Origin of the sequence: Paenibacillus sp. FSL L8-0470, from assembly GCF_038008625.1 — a bacterium.
Lineage (GTDB): Bacteria > Bacillota > Bacilli > Paenibacillales > Paenibacillaceae > Paenibacillus_AQ.
In genome coordinates this window covers 94,812-114,036 of sequence record NZ_JBBOZM010000001.1, presented here as the reverse complement: position 1 = coordinate 114,036, position 19,225 = coordinate 94,812, and the positions used below count along the sequence as shown (strand labels likewise).

The 19,225-nt window shown below is 51.5% G+C and carries 16 protein-coding genes and 1 other RNA gene; 1 reads left to right on the top strand and 16 read right to left on the bottom strand.

The features are described 5' to 3' along the window. Positions 1 to 36: 36 nt before the first annotated feature. From dnaX to rpoE, 10 genes are all read right to left on the bottom strand, one after another. A complete protein-coding gene (gene dnaX / locus NST99_RS00565) occupies positions 37 to 1,812 on the bottom strand; it encodes a DNA polymerase III subunit gamma/tau (RefSeq protein ID WP_341089111.1) in 1,776 nt (591 codons plus the stop codon). Positions 1,813 to 1,957: 145 nt separating this feature from the next. Then, an RNA gene (ffs, locus tag NST99_RS00560) (signal recognition particle sRNA large type) lies at positions 1,958 to 2,226 on the bottom strand. A 140-nt stretch (positions 2,227 to 2,366) separates the two neighbouring features. Further along, positions 2,367 to 2,564 (bottom strand): 50S ribosomal protein L31, encoded by a 198-nt coding sequence (gene rpmE / locus NST99_RS00555; protein WP_038598301.1) that lies wholly within the window; start codon positions 2,562 to 2,564, stop codon positions 2,367 to 2,369. A 117-nt stretch (positions 2,565 to 2,681) separates the two neighbouring features. Then, positions 2,682 to 3,959 (bottom strand): radical SAM protein, encoded by a 1,278-nt coding sequence (locus tag NST99_RS00550; RefSeq protein WP_341089108.1) that lies wholly within the window; start codon positions 3,957 to 3,959, stop codon positions 2,682 to 2,684. 24 nt (positions 3,960 to 3,983) lie between these two features. Beyond that, positions 3,984 to 5,342: a transcription termination factor Rho gene (rho, locus tag NST99_RS00545; RefSeq protein WP_341089107.1), complete on the bottom strand. Its 1,359-nt coding sequence runs from the start codon at positions 5,340 to 5,342 to the stop codon at positions 3,984 to 3,986. 150 nt (positions 5,343 to 5,492) lie between these two features. Then, positions 5,493 to 6,746 carry a UDP-N-acetylglucosamine 1-carboxyvinyltransferase gene (locus tag NST99_RS00540; RefSeq protein WP_341089106.1) on the bottom strand — a complete coding sequence of 418 codons (1,254 nt, stop codon included), beginning with the start codon at positions 6,744 to 6,746 and terminating at the stop codon, positions 5,493 to 5,495. A gap of 236 nt (positions 6,747 to 6,982) precedes the next feature. Beyond that, the gene (gene fba, locus NST99_RS00535) at positions 6,983 to 7,837 is read right to left on the bottom strand and encodes a class II fructose-1,6-bisphosphate aldolase (RefSeq protein ID WP_038584566.1); all 855 of its coding nucleotides are present in this window, start codon (positions 7,835 to 7,837) and stop codon (positions 6,983 to 6,985) included. A gap of 208 nt (positions 7,838 to 8,045) precedes the next feature. Then, positions 8,046 to 8,432: a response regulator gene (locus NST99_RS00530; protein ID WP_341089105.1), complete on the bottom strand. Its 387-nt coding sequence runs from the start codon at positions 8,430 to 8,432 to the stop codon at positions 8,046 to 8,048. Between the two features lie 400 nt (positions 8,433 to 8,832). After that, positions 8,833 to 10,440: a CTP synthase gene (locus NST99_RS00525; protein WP_341089104.1), complete on the bottom strand. Its 1,608-nt coding sequence runs from the start codon at positions 10,438 to 10,440 to the stop codon at positions 8,833 to 8,835. 296 nt (positions 10,441 to 10,736) lie between these two features. After that, complete coding sequence (gene rpoE / locus NST99_RS00520) at positions 10,737 to 11,297, bottom strand: DNA-directed RNA polymerase subunit delta (protein ID WP_341089102.1); 561 nt, start codon at positions 11,295 to 11,297, stop codon at positions 10,737 to 10,739. A gap of 572 nt (positions 11,298 to 11,869) precedes the next feature. Between rpoE and NST99_RS00515 the strand changes: the two genes are divergently transcribed. Continuing rightward, on the top strand, positions 11,870 to 13,045 hold the full coding sequence (locus tag NST99_RS00515) for a S8 family peptidase (RefSeq protein WP_341089100.1): 1,176 nt from the start codon (positions 11,870 to 11,872) through the stop codon (positions 13,043 to 13,045). Between the two features lie 229 nt (positions 13,046 to 13,274). Here NST99_RS00515 and argS read toward each other — a convergent pair whose 3' ends face one another. The 6 genes from argS to NST99_RS00485 form a co-directional block, all read right to left on the bottom strand. Next, the gene (gene argS / locus NST99_RS00510) at positions 13,275 to 14,960 is read right to left on the bottom strand and encodes an arginine--tRNA ligase (RefSeq protein WP_341089099.1); all 1,686 of its coding nucleotides are present in this window, start codon (positions 14,958 to 14,960) and stop codon (positions 13,275 to 13,277) included. Next, positions 14,957 to 15,400, bottom strand: a complete 444-nt coding sequence (locus NST99_RS00505; protein WP_038584542.1) for a DUF1934 domain-containing protein — start codon at positions 15,398 to 15,400, stop codon at positions 14,957 to 14,959. The genes argS and NST99_RS00505 overlap by 4 nt, the downstream gene beginning before the upstream one ends. Before the next feature lie 116 nt (positions 15,401 to 15,516). Then, a complete protein-coding gene (locus NST99_RS00500; protein ID WP_341089097.1) occupies positions 15,517 to 16,188 on the bottom strand; it encodes a GNAT family N-acetyltransferase in 672 nt (223 codons plus the stop codon). A gap of 42 nt (positions 16,189 to 16,230) precedes the next feature. Beyond that, the gene (locus NST99_RS00495) at positions 16,231 to 16,908 is read right to left on the bottom strand and encodes a GNAT family N-acetyltransferase (protein ID WP_341089095.1); all 678 of its coding nucleotides are present in this window, start codon (positions 16,906 to 16,908) and stop codon (positions 16,231 to 16,233) included. A gap of 15 nt (positions 16,909 to 16,923) precedes the next feature. Then, complete coding sequence (locus NST99_RS00490; protein WP_341089094.1) at positions 16,924 to 17,781, bottom strand: carbon-nitrogen hydrolase family protein; 858 nt, start codon at positions 17,779 to 17,781, stop codon at positions 16,924 to 16,926. Between the two features lie 211 nt (positions 17,782 to 17,992). Beyond that, the gene (locus NST99_RS00485; RefSeq protein ID WP_341089092.1) at positions 17,993 to 19,171 is read right to left on the bottom strand and encodes a hypothetical protein; all 1,179 of its coding nucleotides are present in this window, start codon (positions 19,169 to 19,171) and stop codon (positions 17,993 to 17,995) included. Positions 19,172 to 19,225 lie beyond the last annotated feature (54 nt).

The window sequence follows — 19,225 nt, the reverse complement described above, 5'->3', positions numbered from 1 at the left end:
TTTGGAATGCGCTTATTGCGCTCATAGGCTTAAATGCTACTCTTTTATGACAACAAGGTCTTCTCCAAAGAGCTGGATGGCCTCGTCAATCCATGGTTCAGTCTTTGTCTCCGCAGTTTCATGCTCATGCTCGAGACGAAGCTCCTCCTTGCCCGGTTGTGCAGCAGACTTCTGCGCCGCTTCATTCCAGTCGCGCAGAAGTATCGTGACCAGACGGTAGGGTTTACCCAGCCGTGCAGCTAACACATTCTCAATCACCTGTCTGTTAGCCGGTTTCTCTGTGGTATCCCGGTGAATTGTGTTCTTAAAGGCCACAAGCACCGCATCTTCCATTACAGACACAGGTTCACCGTCAACAAACCAGGCATGCACGGTTACCTTCTCCTCCTTCACCCCTTGCAAGACGACACTCCATTGTTTAAACACCGAAGCGAAATCAGCACTGTCTTTACCGGCGATGAATTTATCCAGCTGCGGAGGCAGCTTGGAGGGTGAGGAGATTCGTGGAGCCGAGCTTTGGGCTGGCTTCTGGGCGGAAGCCTGATCTCTTGAGCCGTTACCGGATATCCCCCCGGACTGCATAGCCTGCTCGAGCTTCTTCTCCAATGCGGCAATCTGACGCTTGAGAAGCTCCAGTTCCCCCGAATCCACGGAGGAGCTGCCCCCTGAAGGCTGCAGGGAGGTCGCTGAGCCAGGGGCAGCCGCCAGAATGGGAGCCCCTCCGCCCTGCTGCAGGCTGCATAACTTCATCAGCGCCACTTCAAACAAAGTCTGCGGATGAGTAGCATATTTCATTTCTCCCAGATAGCGGTTCAGGGTCTCGACAATTTCAAACAGCCGCTCCCGGGAGAACGCTGCTGCCATATCGCGGAATTCAGCCGGATTGAGAACCCGGTCTGTTAGCTGATCCGCGCCCGGCACCATCTTGATCATCAGCAGATCACGGAAATAATACAGCAGGTTCTCCAGACATTTGTCGGCGCTTTTGCCTTCGTGCATAAGCTGCTCGACAAGTTCCAGAAGCAGACCCATATCACCTTCCAGAATGGCTGTTGCAAGGCGGGCAAACTGCTCAGAAGGAATTCCGCCCGTCATCCCCAGCACTTGCTGGTAAGTCACATTTCCGTCTGTAAAGGAAGAAATCTGGTCCAGTATGCTGAGAGCATCGCGCATCCCCCCATCGGAAAGACGGGCAATGTACTGCAATGCATCTACATCTGCAGTAATGCCTTCCTTCTCACAGATTTCAGCTAGCCGGCCAGTCTGCTCTTCGAGCGATACTCTTCGAAAGTCAAAACGCTGGCAGCGGGAAATAATCGTTGCCGGCAATTTATGAGGTTCTGTCGTCGCCAAAATGAACATGACATGGGGCGGCGGCTCCTCCAGCGTCTTTAGCAGAGCGTTGAACGCTTCTGTTGTCAGCATATGCACTTCATCAATAATATACACTTTACGGCGTACTTCGGTAGGCGCATATTTCACCTTATCCCGCAGATCGCGAATCTCTTCAACACCCCGGTTGGAGGCCGCATCAATTTCCTGCACATCCATTACGTTGCCAGCAGAAATCCGTACACAGGATGGACATTCATTGCATGGCTCCGGACCCGGACCGCGCTCGCAATTGACCGCTTTGGCGAGCACTTTGGCAGCACTCGTCTTGCCGGTTCCCCGCGGGCCGCTGAACAGGTAGGCATGCGAAACCCGCTGTTCACGAATCGCATTCTGCAGCGTCTGGATAATGTGCTGTTGTCCTACCATGTCTTGAAACGACTGCGGCCGCCAAGCACGGTACAGCGCGATATGTTCCACTATGCATTACCCTTTCTTAGGCTGCCGCTTTCCGGCATTTGTCGCTAATTTATTATACTATATTCCCCAGACTTTGACCAAAAACAAAAAGCATCTTTGCTTGTGGCAAAGACGCTATCATTAACGATATGTTTATAATATAAAACCGTGCACCTGTTATTGATGGCTGCGATCCAAGCGGCAACCCTACAAGACTGCTCGGGCTAGGCCACCCTCCGGCACAAGAGTAAACTTGCTTATGGCTGCTTCCTTCCGGACCTGACCAGGTTCACAAGCACTCATTGCGGAGGACCCAACCGTCAACACAGTCCATAGGGACCAAGGCCTCACATCGACAGCACCTCTAACAGGAATTCAACCTCGCTACAGCGGATTGCGAGTTACAGGGCACCGCTACCTCCCCGTCTAGCACGGCGAAGATAAGTATAGCTCACCGCCTGGTAAAAATCAACCCGACAAGCGGTAATGGCATTATTTTCCTCTAGTATATAAAAACCCCCTGGCTAAAAAGCCAAGGGGCAGTCCAATCTTATGCCACTGAAAGGCAAGGCTGATTAGATGCCGTATTTCTTCTTGAATTTATCAACGCGACCACCGGCATCAAGGAATTTCTGCTTGCCAGTGAAGAACGGATGGCAGTTAGAGCAAATTTCGACGCGCAGCTCTTGTTTAACAGAACCGGATTCGAATGTGTTGCCACATGCGCAGGTTACCTTAGTAAGGTTGTACTTTGGTTGGATTGCTTGTTGCATTTCAATTTCACCTCTCATGCCCTAGGACTCATGCGGACCCAGAGTTATTAAACATACAACGGTATTTTAGCATGAAAGGTAGAAGTCTGCAATATATTTAAAGCCCATATTTCCGTGCTACATATGGACTCTGCGCTGTTTGGCACGGGCCAAATCCGCTGGAGGGACATGAGTGAAGGAGCCTATAGCCACACCCGGAAGTTCCTCGCGGAAAATCTCAAGCATGGTCTTCATACCCAGAATTTCGCCTTGCGCCGGAGGAATGAGTTCTAAATAGCTCTCGGGATCAATGTTCAGATTACGCATCTGAATGAGTTTCAGATCCGTTCGTCTTACAAACTCCACCATGGCCTCAATTTCTTCCTCGCGATCCGTGACCCCGGGGAAAATCAGATAATTGATAGACGTATATACACCCTGGGCCGCAGCGTATTTCAGCGACTTCTCCACATTCGCCAAAGTGTAGCCGCGAGGCTTGTAGTAAGCGTTGTAATGGTCATCCAAGGCACTGATCGTACTCACCCGCATCAAATCAAGCCCTGCGTCAACAATCCCGCGGATATGGTCGCTCAGCCCGGCGTTGGTGTTGATATTGATGTAGCCCATATCGGTAACCGAACGCACTTCACGAATAGACTCAATGATTAATTTGGCCTGTGTGGAAGGCTCGCCTTCACACCCCTGACCGAAGCTGATGATGGACTGGGGCGTCTTCAGATGCTCCAGCATGACTTGAGAAATTTCATCCACCGTAGGCCGGAAGTTCATACGGGTCTGCGGCGATACAAACCCGCTGTCATCAGGCTGTTCGGAAATACAGCCAAAGCACCCGGCATTGCAAGAATAGGAGACCGGAACTGCACCTTCCCAACGACCTAAAAAGGTATTTGAGGAAGTCAGGCATTCATAGCCCAGCGCGCAGTTGGAAAGATGATCATATAGACGGTTCTCCGGATACTTGGCGGTCAAATCACCGACTCCGGCTTCCACATTCTCCCGGTCACAATTCAAAGGGTTCCATTGTTCGGGATCATCCGTAAGATCAGCAGCTACATAGAAGCCGCCATCCTTCCACACTACAGCGGAATATCCGAACAGCGGAAGCTTATATGACTTGTCTGTCTTGACATAACCAGGAAGACAGAGCCTTGTAAAACCCTGCGGCAACAGTGCACCTACAGCCTGCAAACCTTCCGGCAACGGCAGCATTTCCCCTGTCTCGGGGTTCATGCCCACTGCCCGCGTATTAGGCAGTCCTACCAGTGTCGCGCCTTCCGGCAGCGGAATCAATTCTTCCTCCAGCATCTCAACAATCATATCTCCGCTGCGGGCAAGCCCGTACAGCTCGGGATGATCATATACGTTTCCTTGCCCGTCGGCATATACCAAATACATGTTAGTCTCCTCTTATATCAATTCTCAGGTTGTAGGAACAGTAGGTGTCTTGGGCCGTGTTGTCCGGCGCGCCGACGAGCCGCTATTGGAAGTCCCGCCATTGCTGGCTGTACCGCTTGCCGATGAACCCTCTTTGCCTCCGGCCACATCAAAAGACGCCAGGAATTCGGCATTGGTCTTGGTGTCACGCAGCTTTTTGATGAATCCCTCTACAAAATCGTACGACTCGTTCATATTTTTGCGGATCGCCCAAATGGTATCGAGTTCTTCCTTGCTCAGCAGCACCTCTTCGCGGCGCGTGCCTGAACGGCGGATGTCGATTGCCGGGAAGATGCGGCGTTCCGCCAGCTTGCGGTCCAAATGCAGCTCCATGTTGCCCGTACCTTTAAATTCTTCATAAATGATATCATCCATACGCGATCCGGTATCAATCAGCGCTGTTGCAAGGATCGTCAGGCTTCCGCCTTCTTCTACATTCCGCGCAGAGCCAAAGAAACGCTTCGGACGGTGGAACGCCGCAGGATCTATCCCCCCGCTAAGTGTCCGGCCAGAAGGAGGAACCACAAGGTTATAGGCGCGCGCCAACCGGGTAATGCTATCCAGCAGAATAACAACATCCTTTTTATGCTCAACCAAACGCAGTGCCCGCTGCAGGACAAGCTCAGCTACCTTAATATGATTCTCCGGAAGCTCATCAAATGTGGATGCAACCACTTCGCCTTTTACAGAGCGCTGCATATCAGTTACTTCTTCTGGACGTTCATCAATCAGCAATACAAACAGTTCAATCTCGGGATTATTAGTGGAGATACTGTTGGCTATTTCTTTCAGAAGGAGCGTTTTTCCTGCCTTGGGAGGTGCTACAATCAAACCGCGCTGCCCCAAACCTACAGGAGCAAGTAAATCCATTATTCGGGTAGATAAATGAGTAGGGGATGTTTCGAGCGGCAGCTTGTCTTGCGGATAAAGAGGTGTCAGCGCCGGGAAATGCAAGCGCTCCGCTGCACTGGCAGGATTCTCGCCATTCACGGCATTTACTTGAAGCAATCCAAAATAACGTTCATTTTCTTTCGGTGTGCGGCATTTCCCGGAAACAAGATCGCCGCTTCTTAAATCAAATTTGCGAATTTGCGAAGCCGAGATATAAATATCCTCCGCGCTGGGCAAATAGTTAATCGGCCTCAGGAAACCATAACCTTCAGGCAAAATTTCCAGTACGCCTTCCATGAACATGAGCCCGCTTTGCTCCGCCTGTGCACGAAGAATCGCAAAGATCAGTTCCCGTTTCTTGAGCGTTCCGTAGTAGGGAATCTGGTATTTCTTAGCCAGCTTATACAGATCGGTCAGCTTCATTTCTTCCAGATCGGAAATTTGAAGATCCATGTAATAACCACCTATTCAATTTTTGTATGAGTTCGGGCAAAATATGAGTCTATTAAATTGCTCATTAGGATAGGATTACCCAAATTGGAAGGAGATATGCAGTTAAGAGGCAAATATTACTCCTCCCAATTCCTCAGGCAACCTCAATTTCTATTCGTTCTCGCGCCAGACCTCGGCACCCAAATTACGGAGATTGCTAACAAGATTATCATATCCGCGGTCAATATATTCCACACCCGTCACCTCGGTAATGCCTTCCTGAACAGTCAGTCCGGCAATGACCAGCGCCGCACCCGCGCGCAAATCGGCAGCCTTTACTTTAGCAGCGTTAAGCCTGCCGCCTTCAATAATGGCGGATCTCCCTTCTACGCGGATCTTTGCGCCCATCCGCACGAGTTCCGGTACATGCTTAAACCGGTTGCTGTAGACAAAATCGCTAAGGACGCTAACTCCCTCAGCCTGGGTCAATATACTTGTCATCGGGGATTGAAGATCGGTGGCAAAACCGGGGTATACCAAAGCCTTAACATCGACATGCTCATATTGGGCTCTGCCGATAACACGAATGCTTTCGTCCAGTTCTTCAATTTCTACGCCCATCTCCAGCAGTTTGGCGGTTAATGCCTCCAAATGTTTGGGGATAACGTTATCTATTAACACGTTGCCGCGCGTCGCTGCAGCAGCAATCATATATGTCCCAGCTTGAATCCGGTCGGGAATGATGGAATGACGGCAGCCATGCATCTCCGTAACACCTTCGATCCGGATGGTTTCGGTACCGGCGCCTTTAATAACTGCGCCCATAGAGTTTAATAGGGTAGCTACATCTATAATCTCAGGCTCTTTAGCCGCATTTTCAATAATTGTAGAGCCTTTGGCCCGTGAAGCCGCAAGCATAATGTTAATGGTCGCTCCAACGCTGGACACATCCAGATAAATTTTCGCACCGCGCAGTTCCTTGGCATAAAGATGAATCGAACCATGATCATTGGTTACGGTCGCTCCCAGCGCCTCAAAACCTTTAATGTGCTGGTCAATGGGGCGGGGTTCAAAATTACAGCCGCCGGGAAGACCAATTGTCGCTTCTTTGAATCTTCCAAGAAGTGCTCCCATCATATAATATGAAGCCCGCAATTTCTTGACGGGGCCATTAGGCATTGGAATGGAGACGATACGGGAGGGATCAATTCTCATCTGGTTGCCTGACCACGACACAGTCGCACCAAGCTCTTCCAGAATTTCAGAGTAAACAGCCACATCACTAAGGGAGGGCAAATTATCCAGAACAACTTCAGATTCGGCTAAAATCGCCGCAGGAATAAGCGCAATTGCGCTATTCTTCGCTCCGCTGATGGTTACAACGCCCTCTAGCGGACGTCCACCGCCAATCATTAATTTTTCCATAGATTTATCTGGTTCCCCCTACGTGTATTGCAACTTATCCGGCAATACCTGCTGTGGCATTTTTGGTGAATAAAATGGAAAGACACCGGCTAAGCGGTGTGCTTTCCATATCAAACTATTCAACTGGACAGCGTTAAATAACCTGTCCCGGTGCATAAAGATATTAATCTGTGCAGATGCACAAAGGAAAGAGCACTCTAAACAAGGGTAGCTCGTCCGTTAAGGGCTGAAATAAATTACGCTTTGTTGCTGGATCCGAACTCGCGGATTTTGCCAATAACGGTTTGTTTGATGGCATCGCGGCCTGGTGCGATAAATGTACGTGGATCGTAAGCATCAGGTTTAGCAGCAAGAACTTCGCGAACTACTTTAGCAAATGCGATTTGGTTCTCAGTGTTTACGTTGATTTTGGAAGTACCCAGGGAGATCGATTTCTTGATATCGTGCTCAGGGATACCTGTACCACCGTGCAGAACCAGTGGAAGTTTAACCGCGTTGCGGATTTCTTCCATTTCTTTGAATCCGAGGTTAGGCTCGCCATGGTAAGGACCGTGTACAGAACCAAGTGCCGGAGCCAAAGTGTCGATGCCGGTTTCTTTAACAATGCTTACGCATTCGTTCAGGTCAGCATATTGAATGCCGCCGATAACGTCATCTTCTTGTCCGCCAACTGTACCTACTTCGGCTTCTACAGAAACACCTTTAGCGTGTGCATAGTCAACGACTTTTTTAGTCATTTCAATGTTTTCGCTGATTGGGTGGTGGGAACCGTCGATCATTACGGAAGTAAATCCGGCATCAATGGCTTCTTTACATTTGTCAAAGCTAGAACCGTGATCCAGGTGAATCGCTACAGGAACGGTGATTTTCATGTCATGAACAAGACCTTCAACCATCTTTACAACAGTGTAGAATCCGCCCATGTGACGAGCTGCGCCTTCGGATACACCAAGGATAACCGGTGATTTCTCTTCTTCTGCGGCACCAAGAATCGCTTGAGTCCACTCCAGGTTGTTGATGTTGAACTGGCCTACTGCATATTTTCCTTCAAGTGCTTTGTTTAACATGTCTGTCATAGATACTAATGGCATGGTTTCAATCCTCCTAAGAATGTTGGTTGCTTATATATAAGCCGACATCACATACAGGCTTATTATAGCACATCCTGTGTTAAATACTAAATAGGGCACACAAAAAAATGTCCCGGTGGGACGATATTCATCCAGCCCATATCCTTAGCGGAACTCATCCTCTTTAGACTGTCCATTTCAGGAGCATCCCAAACCGCCTATTCCAACACTAGCTGCACTGGTCTATCGACTTGTTGTTAAGATGCATGTTCACGGCTACCCGCATCTCATCAATGTCAAAAGGTTTGGTAAAGTGCATCAGTGCTCCGAGTTTTGTCGCTTCCTTAATCATATCCAGCTCTCCGTAGGCAGTCATCATAATCACCTTTATGGCCGGATTGATTTCCTTCAAATGCTTCAGGATTTCGAGTCCGTCCATTCCCGGAATCTTCATATCAAGCAGAACCAAGTCTGGGGATTCACTACGAACAATGTCCAGTGCCAATTTTCCGTTAGCTGCTTGAAAAGTGGTATACCCTTCGCTATTAAAGACTTCCATGAGAAGAATCCGGATTCCGTTCTGATCGTCGACAATTAAAACTTTCTTCTTTTCCATATCATACCCTCCCAGATTTAAGGCAGATTGACTATACCGCGCTCCGCACAGCTAACGGCCCACTACAACTTAGTCTATACGAAACCTATAATTCGTGCTTTATAGCCAAAATCCTGCTAATTGGATAAAATGGGTAAATACAATCCATATAATGGTTAATACTGACTACCCGGGAATGGTAAATTCAAAACTATAAAAATTAAATTTCTCAACAGCATTAAAGGTATACAAACCCTTATAACCAAAAAAAACGGCTTTGCCGTCCTTAACGAAGGACGACATCCGTTTCTGTAGAGATGAAGGAAAAGGTATAGCGCACAACCTGTACTGCCCCATATTTTGAAGAAAGCCTCCAGATGGAGGCTTTCAAAGACCCGTGAGGGCCGGTTTGACATATGAATTACAGCTGTTCGGAATGAGTCAGTGAAGCTTTGACAAATTCACGGAAGAGCGGCTGCGGACGGTTCGGACGGGAAGTGAATTCCGGATGGAATTGTACCGACAGGAACCAAGGATGACCCGGAAGCTCCACAATTTCCACCAGACGTCCATCAGGTGAAGTCCCGGAGATCACAAGACCCGCTTTTTCAATTTCGTCGCGGTAGGCGTTATTGAACTCATACCGGTGACGGTGGCGTTCATAGACCAATTCATCATCATAGCAGGACATAGCCAGTGAATCCGGCAAAAGCTTGCAAGGATACAGTCCAAGACGCATGGTGCCGCCCATATCTTCGATATCCTTCTGCTCAGGGAGCAGATCAATCAGCGGATGCGATGTAGTCGGATCAATCTCCGAACTGTTCGCCCCTGCCAGTCCCAACACGGAACGGCCGTATTCGATAACGGAAACCTGCATTCCCAGGCAAATCCCGAAGAACGGGATCAACTGCTTACGGGCATAACGGATTGCGGAGATTTTACCTTCAATCCCCCGGTCGCCGAAGCCGCCTGGCACCAGAATGCCGCCTACTCCGCCAAGCAGTTCGTCCACATTCTCGTCGGTCACCATCTCGGCGTCCACCCAGCGGAGCTTCACTTCCGCATTGGCTGCGAAACCTGCATGCGAAAGCGACTCCACCACACTCAGATATGCATCATGCAAAGCAACGTACTTGCCGACAATAGCGATCTCCACGGTGTGTTCCAGCTTCTGGATCCGCTCCAGCATGCTTTCCCATTCACGCATATCCGGCGCAGGTGTAGTCAGCTTCAAATGATTAACCACAATCTCATCCAGACCTTCATCGCGCAGGTTAAGCGGAACCTCATACAGTGTGGAAGCATCACGGCACTCAACTACTGCATTGGCGTCGATGTCACAGAACAAGGCGATTTTGGCTTTCATGTCATCAGAAAGCTGATATTCCGTACGGCACACGATCACATTCGGCTGAATCCCAATGCTGCGCAGCTCCTTGACACTATGTTGTGTCGGCTTTGTCTTTACTTCACCCGCAGCCTTAATATAAGGAATCAAGGTTACGTGGATATACATTACATTTTCCCGGCCAATATCACCCTTAATCTGACGGATAGCTTCCAGGAACGGAAGGCTCTCAATGTCACCCACAGTACCGCCGATCTCAGTAATAACTACATCAGAGCCAGTCTCGCGGCCGGCGCGGTATACCCGTTCCTTGATTTCATTCGTGATGTGAGGAATAACCTGAACCGTGCCGCCCAAATATTCCCCGCGCCGTTCTTTGCTGATTACGGAGGAATAAATTTTACCTGTCGTCACATTGCTGTTCTTAGACAGATTGATATCAATAAACCGTTCATAGTGTCCAAGATCGAGGTCAGTTTCCGCACCATCATCGGTGACAAATACTTCCCCGTGCTGATAAGGACTCATAGTTCCAGGGTCTACATTGATATAAGGATCAAATTTCTGGATCGTCACCTTCAGACCTCTGTTCTTGAGCAGCCTGCCCAGCGAAGCAGCGGTGATGCCCTTGCCCAGGGAAGACACAACGCCACCCGTTACAAAAATATACTTTGTCACTGTAAAACCCTCCTAAATAAAGTCCAGAAATTCAGGCGACGCATTTGTTTATCGTAACCCTTTTTTCCATCATCAAAACGGGGAACTTAAAAGTTACTTCTGCCATCCCAAAAAACCAGGGATGTGTTCATCCAATCACGGAAAAACCATCTAAAAAAACAAAAAAGTGACACCCGTAGAGCCGGGGCACTTTTTATTTTAGAAAATAATATTAACGTTCATTATAAGCCCATGCAATAGTTTACTCTGACGGTCCTACCCATGTCAAGGGAGGAATTCTGCCCTAGTGCACTATTCTAAAATTCGTCCTTCTCGTCCTCGTCGGCATCTTCGCCTTCGCCGTCTTCGGAGTCATCTTCATCCACTTCGTCTTCGTCAATGTCATCTTCATCAATGACAACATCCTCGTCAACTTCTTCTTCGCTGTCGTCGTCTGAATAGAGGTCGTCGCGATCTTCGTCGATAACGTCGAAGTCCTCTTCCTCAGCAGCATAGTTCTCTTCTTCTTCGGCAAAATCATCATCTTCCAAATCGTCGTCTTCATCGTTGATGATACGAACGCGTTTGGTATTGCCGACAGGATCATCGGAGCGTTCCAGAGGGTACCAGCGTTTCAGCCCCCACAGGTTGGTTCCGACACAGGCAAAACGCCCGTCAATGTTAATCTCGGTATATAACTGGGCAATAGTATCTTGGCTTTCTTGCTCGGTCATACCGCGCAGCTTGGCTACTTCAACCATCAGGTCACGGTAATAAAAAGGTGTGTTGGCTGCTTTAAGCACCAGGAAAGCCAGGTCCACCATCGGTATTTCTTTAACTTTCTCAGGGTCCAGCTTTAAATTGAGTGGCGTACTCACTAAAGGACACTTCCTCTCACGCATTGTTCACATTACAAATCATGCTTAATTTATCATATCCATTAACAAACCTAAGTAAAACCTATTTGCCAGCAAATTGCAAGTCAATTGCGGTGAGAGGCCGGAAGATTCGCTTTGCGGTCCTGGTATGGAGAATTGTTTCTGGCGTCCCTGAAGGATTGAAGCGCTTTCGGATGTCTCAGTCACTGCTTGCACGGGCACGTACGAAGCAGTTCGATCTGATCATATGTACCCGGCTGTCCCAACGCCAGGAAATTGTGTTAAGTACAACAGAATATGAAGATAGTATAGCGCCAAGCTTATACTTCTAATTTGCTAAAAAAGGCGGAGGAAATTCCTCCGCGCATGACTGTATCCACGCCAAGGATCGGCTCCTTACGGGATGTTGCAAAGAGAGGTTTAGATCTCTTCCGTTTATTTTATGTGAAGCGCCGCCTTTTGACACGATGGGCAGCCCATTTCGCTAAAAAAGGGCAAGTTCCCATTCGGACGTACGCCTTCTTTCATACAATATGGCAGCACGGCACCGAGGAGGGGACGGCGTATAACTTATGGACTATTACGGATTTTGGCAGATGCTGCTTGATGAGATATCGGCTGCCCCCAAAAATACTACTGAGCGGCGTATTGTTACCTTCAACGATGCCCGCCAGTATGCCGGAGCGCTGTCACAGTGGAAGGCGCTGAAGAAAAAGCGGCCCGGGCTGCGGCAGGTCCAGGTTTCCCCGCTGATTCGGGCCTTCTTTCTGCCTGCTGCGGGTGCAGAAAGACTGATGGATAAATTCTCCGATTTGCTGCGCATTGAAGATGACCTGCGGATACAGGTCCACTCCGTGACCCCGGACAAGAGCGGAACCGCCGTCATGCCATGGGGGGTGAAGGCGATACATGCTCCCCAGGCCTGGTCCAAATCAACCGGAGTGCATGTGAAAATAGGCGTCATTGACACGGGAGCCGATTACCGCCATCCCGATTTGAAGCATTCCCTGGCCTCCGGCGTGAATCTGCTGCACCGAGGCATGCTGCCGCTCGATGATAACGGGCATGGCACTCATATTGCCGGTACACTGGCCGCAGCGGGCGGCACTCGCGGAATGATGGGCGTAGCCCCGCGGGCACTGGTGTATCCGGTCAAAGCCTTTGACCACAGCGGCTCCGCCTATGTGTCAGATATTGTCCTCGGGATCGACTGGTGTGTACAGAACAAGATCGACATTATCAATATGAGCTTCGGGATGAAAACAAGAAGTAAAGCACTTCATGATGTGGTGATCAAGGCCTATCGGGCCGGGATCGCCATCATCGCTTCCTCCGGCAATGACGGCAAACGGGGCGGGGATTATCCCGCCCGTTACCCCGAGACGATCGCCGTCGGCGCTCTGGACAGAAGGCACCGCGTAGCGGCCTTCAGCAACCGCGGTCCGTACATCGATGTGTACGGACCAGGCGAAAGCGTGCCCTCCTGCTGGCTGAGGGAGGGCTACAAAGAGATGAGCGGCACCTCCATGGCGACCTCACATGTCACCGGTGCCGCTGCACTGCTGCTCGCACTGCGGCCGTCGCTTACGCCGCGCGAGCTGAAGCTGCTGCTGCGCCGCACGGCTTCGCCGGTGCGGCTGCGCAAGGGCCAGCGCCGCGCTTCCCTGGGCGGCGGCGCGGCCGATGCCCTGCGCCTGCTGCGGGCGGGCGCACGGGCGAAGCCCGTTGCCGCCGCCGCGAAGGCGTAGGCAACGGGCGGCAGCTGCCGCCGGGCGCTCTGCGGCGGCGCGCAGCAGCAGGCCCCTCGGCACGGGGGCCTGCAACCAGCCCGGACCGGGGGCCGCCCAGATTGCGGGCGGTCCCCGGCCCGGCGTTATTCAAGGCAGGACCCGGCGGCACCGGTACTGCCTCACGCCAAAAGCTCCGCCTTCCTTTCACCGGAAGGCGGAGCTTTTAAGTTGCTGGCGCAAGCTGCAGCTACATGCGGTCAGGTGCAGTGACACCGACAAGGCGCAGCACGTTGGCAATCGTCGTGCGCGCAGCGCCCAGCAGGGCGAGACGGGCCACGGTCTGTGCGGCATCCTCGGTGATCACGCGCTCGGCTTTGTAATAGCTGTGGAACAGCGCAGCCAGATCGTAGACATAGCGGATCAGGCGGTGCGGCGCATAGCCTTCGGCAGCAATGGCAATCTCCGCCGGTAATTCGCCGATTTTGCGGAGCAGGTCATATTCATGAGCTGCCGTCAGCTTCGTATAATCGATATCGGTGTAATCCGGCAATGTGATGCCCTGCTCTTCCGCCTGGCGGAAAATGCTGCAGATCCGCGCATGCGCGTATTGAACGTAGAATACAGGATTTTCATTGGACGTGGAAATTGCCAGGTCCATATCGAAGTCCAGATGCGAATCCATGCTGCGCATCGTGAAGAAATAACGGATCGCGTCGAGGCCGACTTCTTCCATCAAGTCTTCCATCGTAACCGCTTTGCCGGTACGTTTCGACATTTTGACCTTTTCGCCGTTCTGGAACAGACTGACCATTTGGGCAATCAGCACCACAAGCTTCTCCGAATCGTTGCCAAGGGCCGACATCGCGGCCTTCATCCGCGGAATGTAGCCGTGGTGGTCAGCGCCCCAGATATTGATCATTTTATCGTAGCCGCGGCTATATTTATCGCTGTGGTAAGCAATATCAGGCGTGAGATAGGTATAGGTTCCGTCGTTCTTGATCAGTACGCGGTCCTTGTCGTCGCCATATTTGGTCGTCTGCAGCCAGGTTGCCCCGTCCAGCTCGTATACCTCTCCGCGGTCGCGCAGCTCATCTAGTGAGCGCAGCACCTGTCCATTCTCATACAGCGAGGTTTCGCTGAACCAGATGTCGAAGTTGACACGGAAGCGGCCGAGGTCGCGTTTGATTTTGTCCAGCTCCTTGGTCAGACCGTAAGTGCGGAAGAAAGCGGCACGGTCCCCCGGAGTCAACGCAAGCAGAGAATCCCCCTTCTCAGCCACAAGCTCTTTAGCGAATCCCTTGATGTCTTCGCCATGGTAGCCGTCCTCCGGCATTTCGGCCGGCTGGCCCAGCTCCTGCAGGTAGCGGGTCTCAATCGACTTGCACAGATTGGCCACCTGGTTGCCGGCGTCGTTGATATAATACTCACGGGTTACTTTGTAGCCGGCATAATCCAGCACGTTGCAGAGTGCGTCGCCGACAGCAGCGCCGCGGGCATGCCCCAGGTGCAGGCTGCCGGTAGGATTCGCGCTGACGAATTCCACTTCAACCTTTTGCCCTTGGCCAACATCTATGCGGCCGTAGTTGTCACCCTGCTCGTGGGCAAGAGCGATTACCGGATAAAGGTAGCTCTTGGACAAAGTAAAGTTGATGAAGCCGGGTCCGGCAATTTCTGCTTTTTCAATAGAAGCACGGCCCGTATCCAGGTGCTCAATGATCGCCTCGGCGATCTGGCGCGGATTACGCTTTGCAATCTTGGTAAGCTGCATCGCGGCGTTGGTTGCCAGATCGCCATGCGCTTTGTCCTTCGGCACTTCCAGCACGATAGCGGGAAGCTCTTCTCTGGTCACCAGGCCTGCGGCAACAACTGCATCGGCGATGGCTTCTTTCACCCGTTCATTGGCAAGCTGAAGCGGATTTGAACTTTGTGTCATGATTGTGGTTCCTCCTGTATATGCAAACTGATCGCGAACTGTCCTGATAACTCCTCGTAAACGTACAGGTCATATTCCCATGAAACCGTCAGCGACCGCCCGTTCCGGACCATATCCAGCTTCCGTGTTTCTGTAGAGAGATTGAACTGTGTGTAAGGGGAGCGGTAGAATCCCGGCAGGCGGCGCCCCGGCGCAAAAGACTGCTCGGACTGGATTCCGCCGTGACGGATCAGCTTCAGCTCGCTGTCTGAAATCTTTATGGTGGTGCGGACGGAGACAGCCTCGCCCTGCGGGCCCTGACTGGATTCTTCATAACGGATATATAGCTGCGGCCCTCTGGCAGTAACTTCTCCGGCTGCTTTTACAACATTTCGCTGCCCGTCCTGCAGGCTTTCCAGTGTCACGGAAACACCGTATTTGTCGGACTGTACTTCAGCCATCACGTGTTCCTCGCTTATTCTTTCTTATATTTAATCAAAGTCATATTCGCTTTCCCATTGTACACTATATCCAGTTCAAGAGAGCAATTCAATGGCTAATTCGCCATGAGGAATAATTAAAGCGGCAGCAGTTCAAGCTTATCCTGGGCACGCAGACCTTCCACCATCGACAGCCAGGCCTCAGGCTTATCCTCCAGCACAGCATAATAGCGGGTCAGGAAATTGCCAACCAAAGATGCATCCAGCCGGTCCTGCTCCTCATCTGCGGGCATGAAACAAAGATCCAGTCCGGTTACCGCTTCCCCGTCGCCCGTCCACGAGGGATGTACATAAGGAAAATCAAGACGTTTATAGCCTAAGTGCGACAGCACCTCACGGCGTACAAACGGATCCATCGGCTTAACGCCTCCAAACTCATGATGCTCGGCCCGGTAAGGATCGTAGATTTCTGCGAACATACCGTACAGCATTTTGCCGCTATCCGCAGCAATCTTGTTCAAGTCTTTCAGCCGGTTCCGGGCCAGAAAACGCCCGATCCCCAGACCCTCACGGCCAATGATGGTGAAGTCGGTCATTGCCACATTCCAGTCCGGATAATAACGGTATTCCGTTGTGCCCACCACAGCTCCGTCATGGACGGCGGCAAATACGCGAATCCCGGGATCTTCAAGCGGCGCTTTCCACAAGCTATACTCCAGCACTTCCTCCGGCGGGAACACCTCTGCCAGCAATTGATGCACTTGTCTGAACAACGGGTCCCCAATATCGGTGATTCTTATATATTCCATATTCCATTTCCTCCTCCATCCGGTTATGAATTCACTACGACTTCATACACGTGAAACAAAGGGGTTGCGCCACTCCATCAGTGCAGCGAAATTGCCCGATTCTTCATCGTCCAGATAATCGGCTACGACCCCGACCGGCGTCCGCCCGCAGCGCAGCAGGAAGGTAATCACAGGATCAGCTAGTGTGCCGGCGGCCACTTCGGCCAGATACTTCTCCGCCGGCATCCGGGAAGCCTGCAGATGATAGCCGGGCATTCTTCCCGCTCCCAGTAGCCGCTCCAGCTTCTGCTCCACCACAACGTGATACAGCGACTGCACCAGTTCCTTGCCGAGTCCCAGCTTGCGGTATTTGGGACGTACGCATAAATCGGCGATATACAGCGTATTTCCATCCGGCTGATGCGTGGTAATATAACCGTCTGCTGTAACCTCCGACCACGTATGATGAAGCCCTTCACCCTCCGGCTCAAAATTAATTTTCAGCCCTGTCACCGAGCCAGCCAGTTCCCCGTTCACTTCCACAGCGAGCGCGCCTTCCGGAAAAAGCGTCACATGATTCAGCAGCTGCTCCCGGTTCCACCATAATTCAGCAGGATAAGGCGGCGGAAATGCTTCGGACTGAATGGTGATCAGCTCGGCAAAATCGTCTTCGGTATACTGGCGGATAACCGCAGGCACCGGGATTTTTCCGTCAAAAGCATAAAAGGTTTTGTAGTACATACCGTGCTCCACTCCTTACTTCCAATCTGTGTAGAGGTCTGTCCTGCGGTCCCGCCACGTCGTTACAGAACCTTTCTCGCGCACACTGTACAGCAGCTCCAGATCCAGATCGGCGGTAATGATCATATCGTCATTAATTTCACCTTCGGCGAGCAGACCTTGCGGCGGAAAAGGAATATCATTCGGCGTAATGACCGCTGCCTGGCCGAAATTGGCGCGCATCAGGTCGACAGTCGGCAAGGAGCCTACGGTCCCCGTCAGCACCACATAGATCTGATTCTCAATCGCGCGGGCGTGACTCGTATATCTTACCCGGTGGAATCCATGGCGGTCATCCGTACAGGAGGGACAGAAAATCACGTCTGCACCTTTGGCTCTGGCCATGCGTACAATTTCCGGAAATTCAATGTCATAGCAGGTCAGCATGGCGATGGTGCCTTTATCGGTCTGGAATACCTCCAGCCCTTCTCCCGCCCCCATATTCCAGCCTTCAACTTCCGCAGGTGTAATGTGCAGCTTGGCCTGCTCGGCAATTCTTCCATCCGGATAAAAGAGATGCGCCACATTGTACAGCTTGCCATTTCTGCGCAGTACGTGGGTTCCGCCAATAATATGTACACCGTACTTCCGGGCATAACCAGAGAACATTTCCCGGTAGCGGCCGGTAAACTGCGGCAGGTCGTTAATTCCCAGGGCCTTGCCCTGCTCATCACCTATGGACATTAGCTGCGTCGTTAAAAATTCGGGAAACAGGATGAAGTCGGCGCTATACTCCTCCGCTGTCTTTATGTAGTGCTCGCATTGAGCGGAAAACTCCTCAAATGAAGAGATCGTATGCAGATGATATTGCACAGCAGATACGCGAAAAGCCATATTGGAAGTCCTCCTAATGGTTATTCAAGATTGTTTGGATAAGCAACCCTTTCACACGCCGGGCGCCTACCTTAGAAAGTACATAAAATTTTACCATACCGGCGAAAAAAACACACTTTCCCGGGGTAGTAACTAGATGTTCGAAATACAAAAAGCGGCCCCCAGAGGAGCCGCCATCCGTGCAGGACCATGCGGTCCCGCTGCCGGATAATTATTCTGTTCCTTTAAAAGTCAATTTCAGCTTCCAGGTGGTACCGCCGTCTTCCGTAGCGTACAGGGAGGAACTATTGACGCCTTTCATGGCCATCCAGCCCACTTTGCTGCCGGTAAAAGAAATCATACCGTCAACCCCAGGAATGGCCGGCTGATTTGACCACTGCTTGCCGCTGTTATAAGTCCTGCCAACGGCTACCTTCTCTCCCGCCGGAGAGAAGCCGGACAGAAAAGCGGTGCTGTTGCCGACCAGCTGCATGTTGCCCGGTTTGCCGGAAGCAGGTCCCGTCTTGAGCGGCTCGGCACCGCTGCCCGGCGCAGGTCCGCCACCAGCCGAATCCTCGGCAATTACTCTGCGCCAGCTGTTGCCCTTATTACCGCTGGCATACAGTGAATAAGAGGTCTGCGACATGCCGCTTCCCCCGTATAGTAAGGCGTATACTTGATCACCCTTCGCATAGATTCGTCCTGATTCAGGATAGGCAAAGGCGGACTTCAGGCTAAGCTTCCAAGTGGAGCCGCCATCTGTAGTCTTCATGATCCGGTAGCCGGAACCCGGTGCAGTTACAACTGCCCAACCGTTACTGCGGCTGCTGAACTCTGCGCCGCTGGTGTGGGCCGGTGTTGAGATCTTGCTCCAGCTAAGGCCGCCGTCCGCAGTGTAGTAGGAAGAGGTCCGGTTGTACCCAAAGCCGTGCATCCTGTCTGTAAAATCAATTCGCTCAAAAGTTACCGTCTTGTCCGAAAGTCTCTTCCAGGTAGAGCCTCCGTCAGAGGTTGTAATCAGATAGACCGCTGAACCGTCTTGAACTGAAGCCAGTGCCCAACCTTTGACGTTGTCCGGGAAATCCATTTGGCGGAAGTTCCATTGTCCCTTGTAGATCTCCTGAAAGTGACAACCGCCATCTGACGTACCGATCATAAAGCCGTTTCCTGCCGCCCGGCCTGTATCTGCGCCAAGGAATTGGAGATCGTTAAAGCTGGGCGGTGCGCTTTGGGTGCTGCTCAGTTTCGCCTGCAGTTCCTGCAACAATCCGTGATCGCCGCTGCCGCAGGCAGGTGCCGGTACTGACGCTGCCTGCGCCGGTGAAGTGGATGCTCCCCAGCCGGAAACCGCCAAAAGGCCCGCCGAGAGGAGCGTTAAGGCCGTGTGGTGTATTTTATGGGTCCAATTCATGAGAACACCTCCTGTAAGATATATACCCTTTTCTGTAAACACTACTCTGTTATA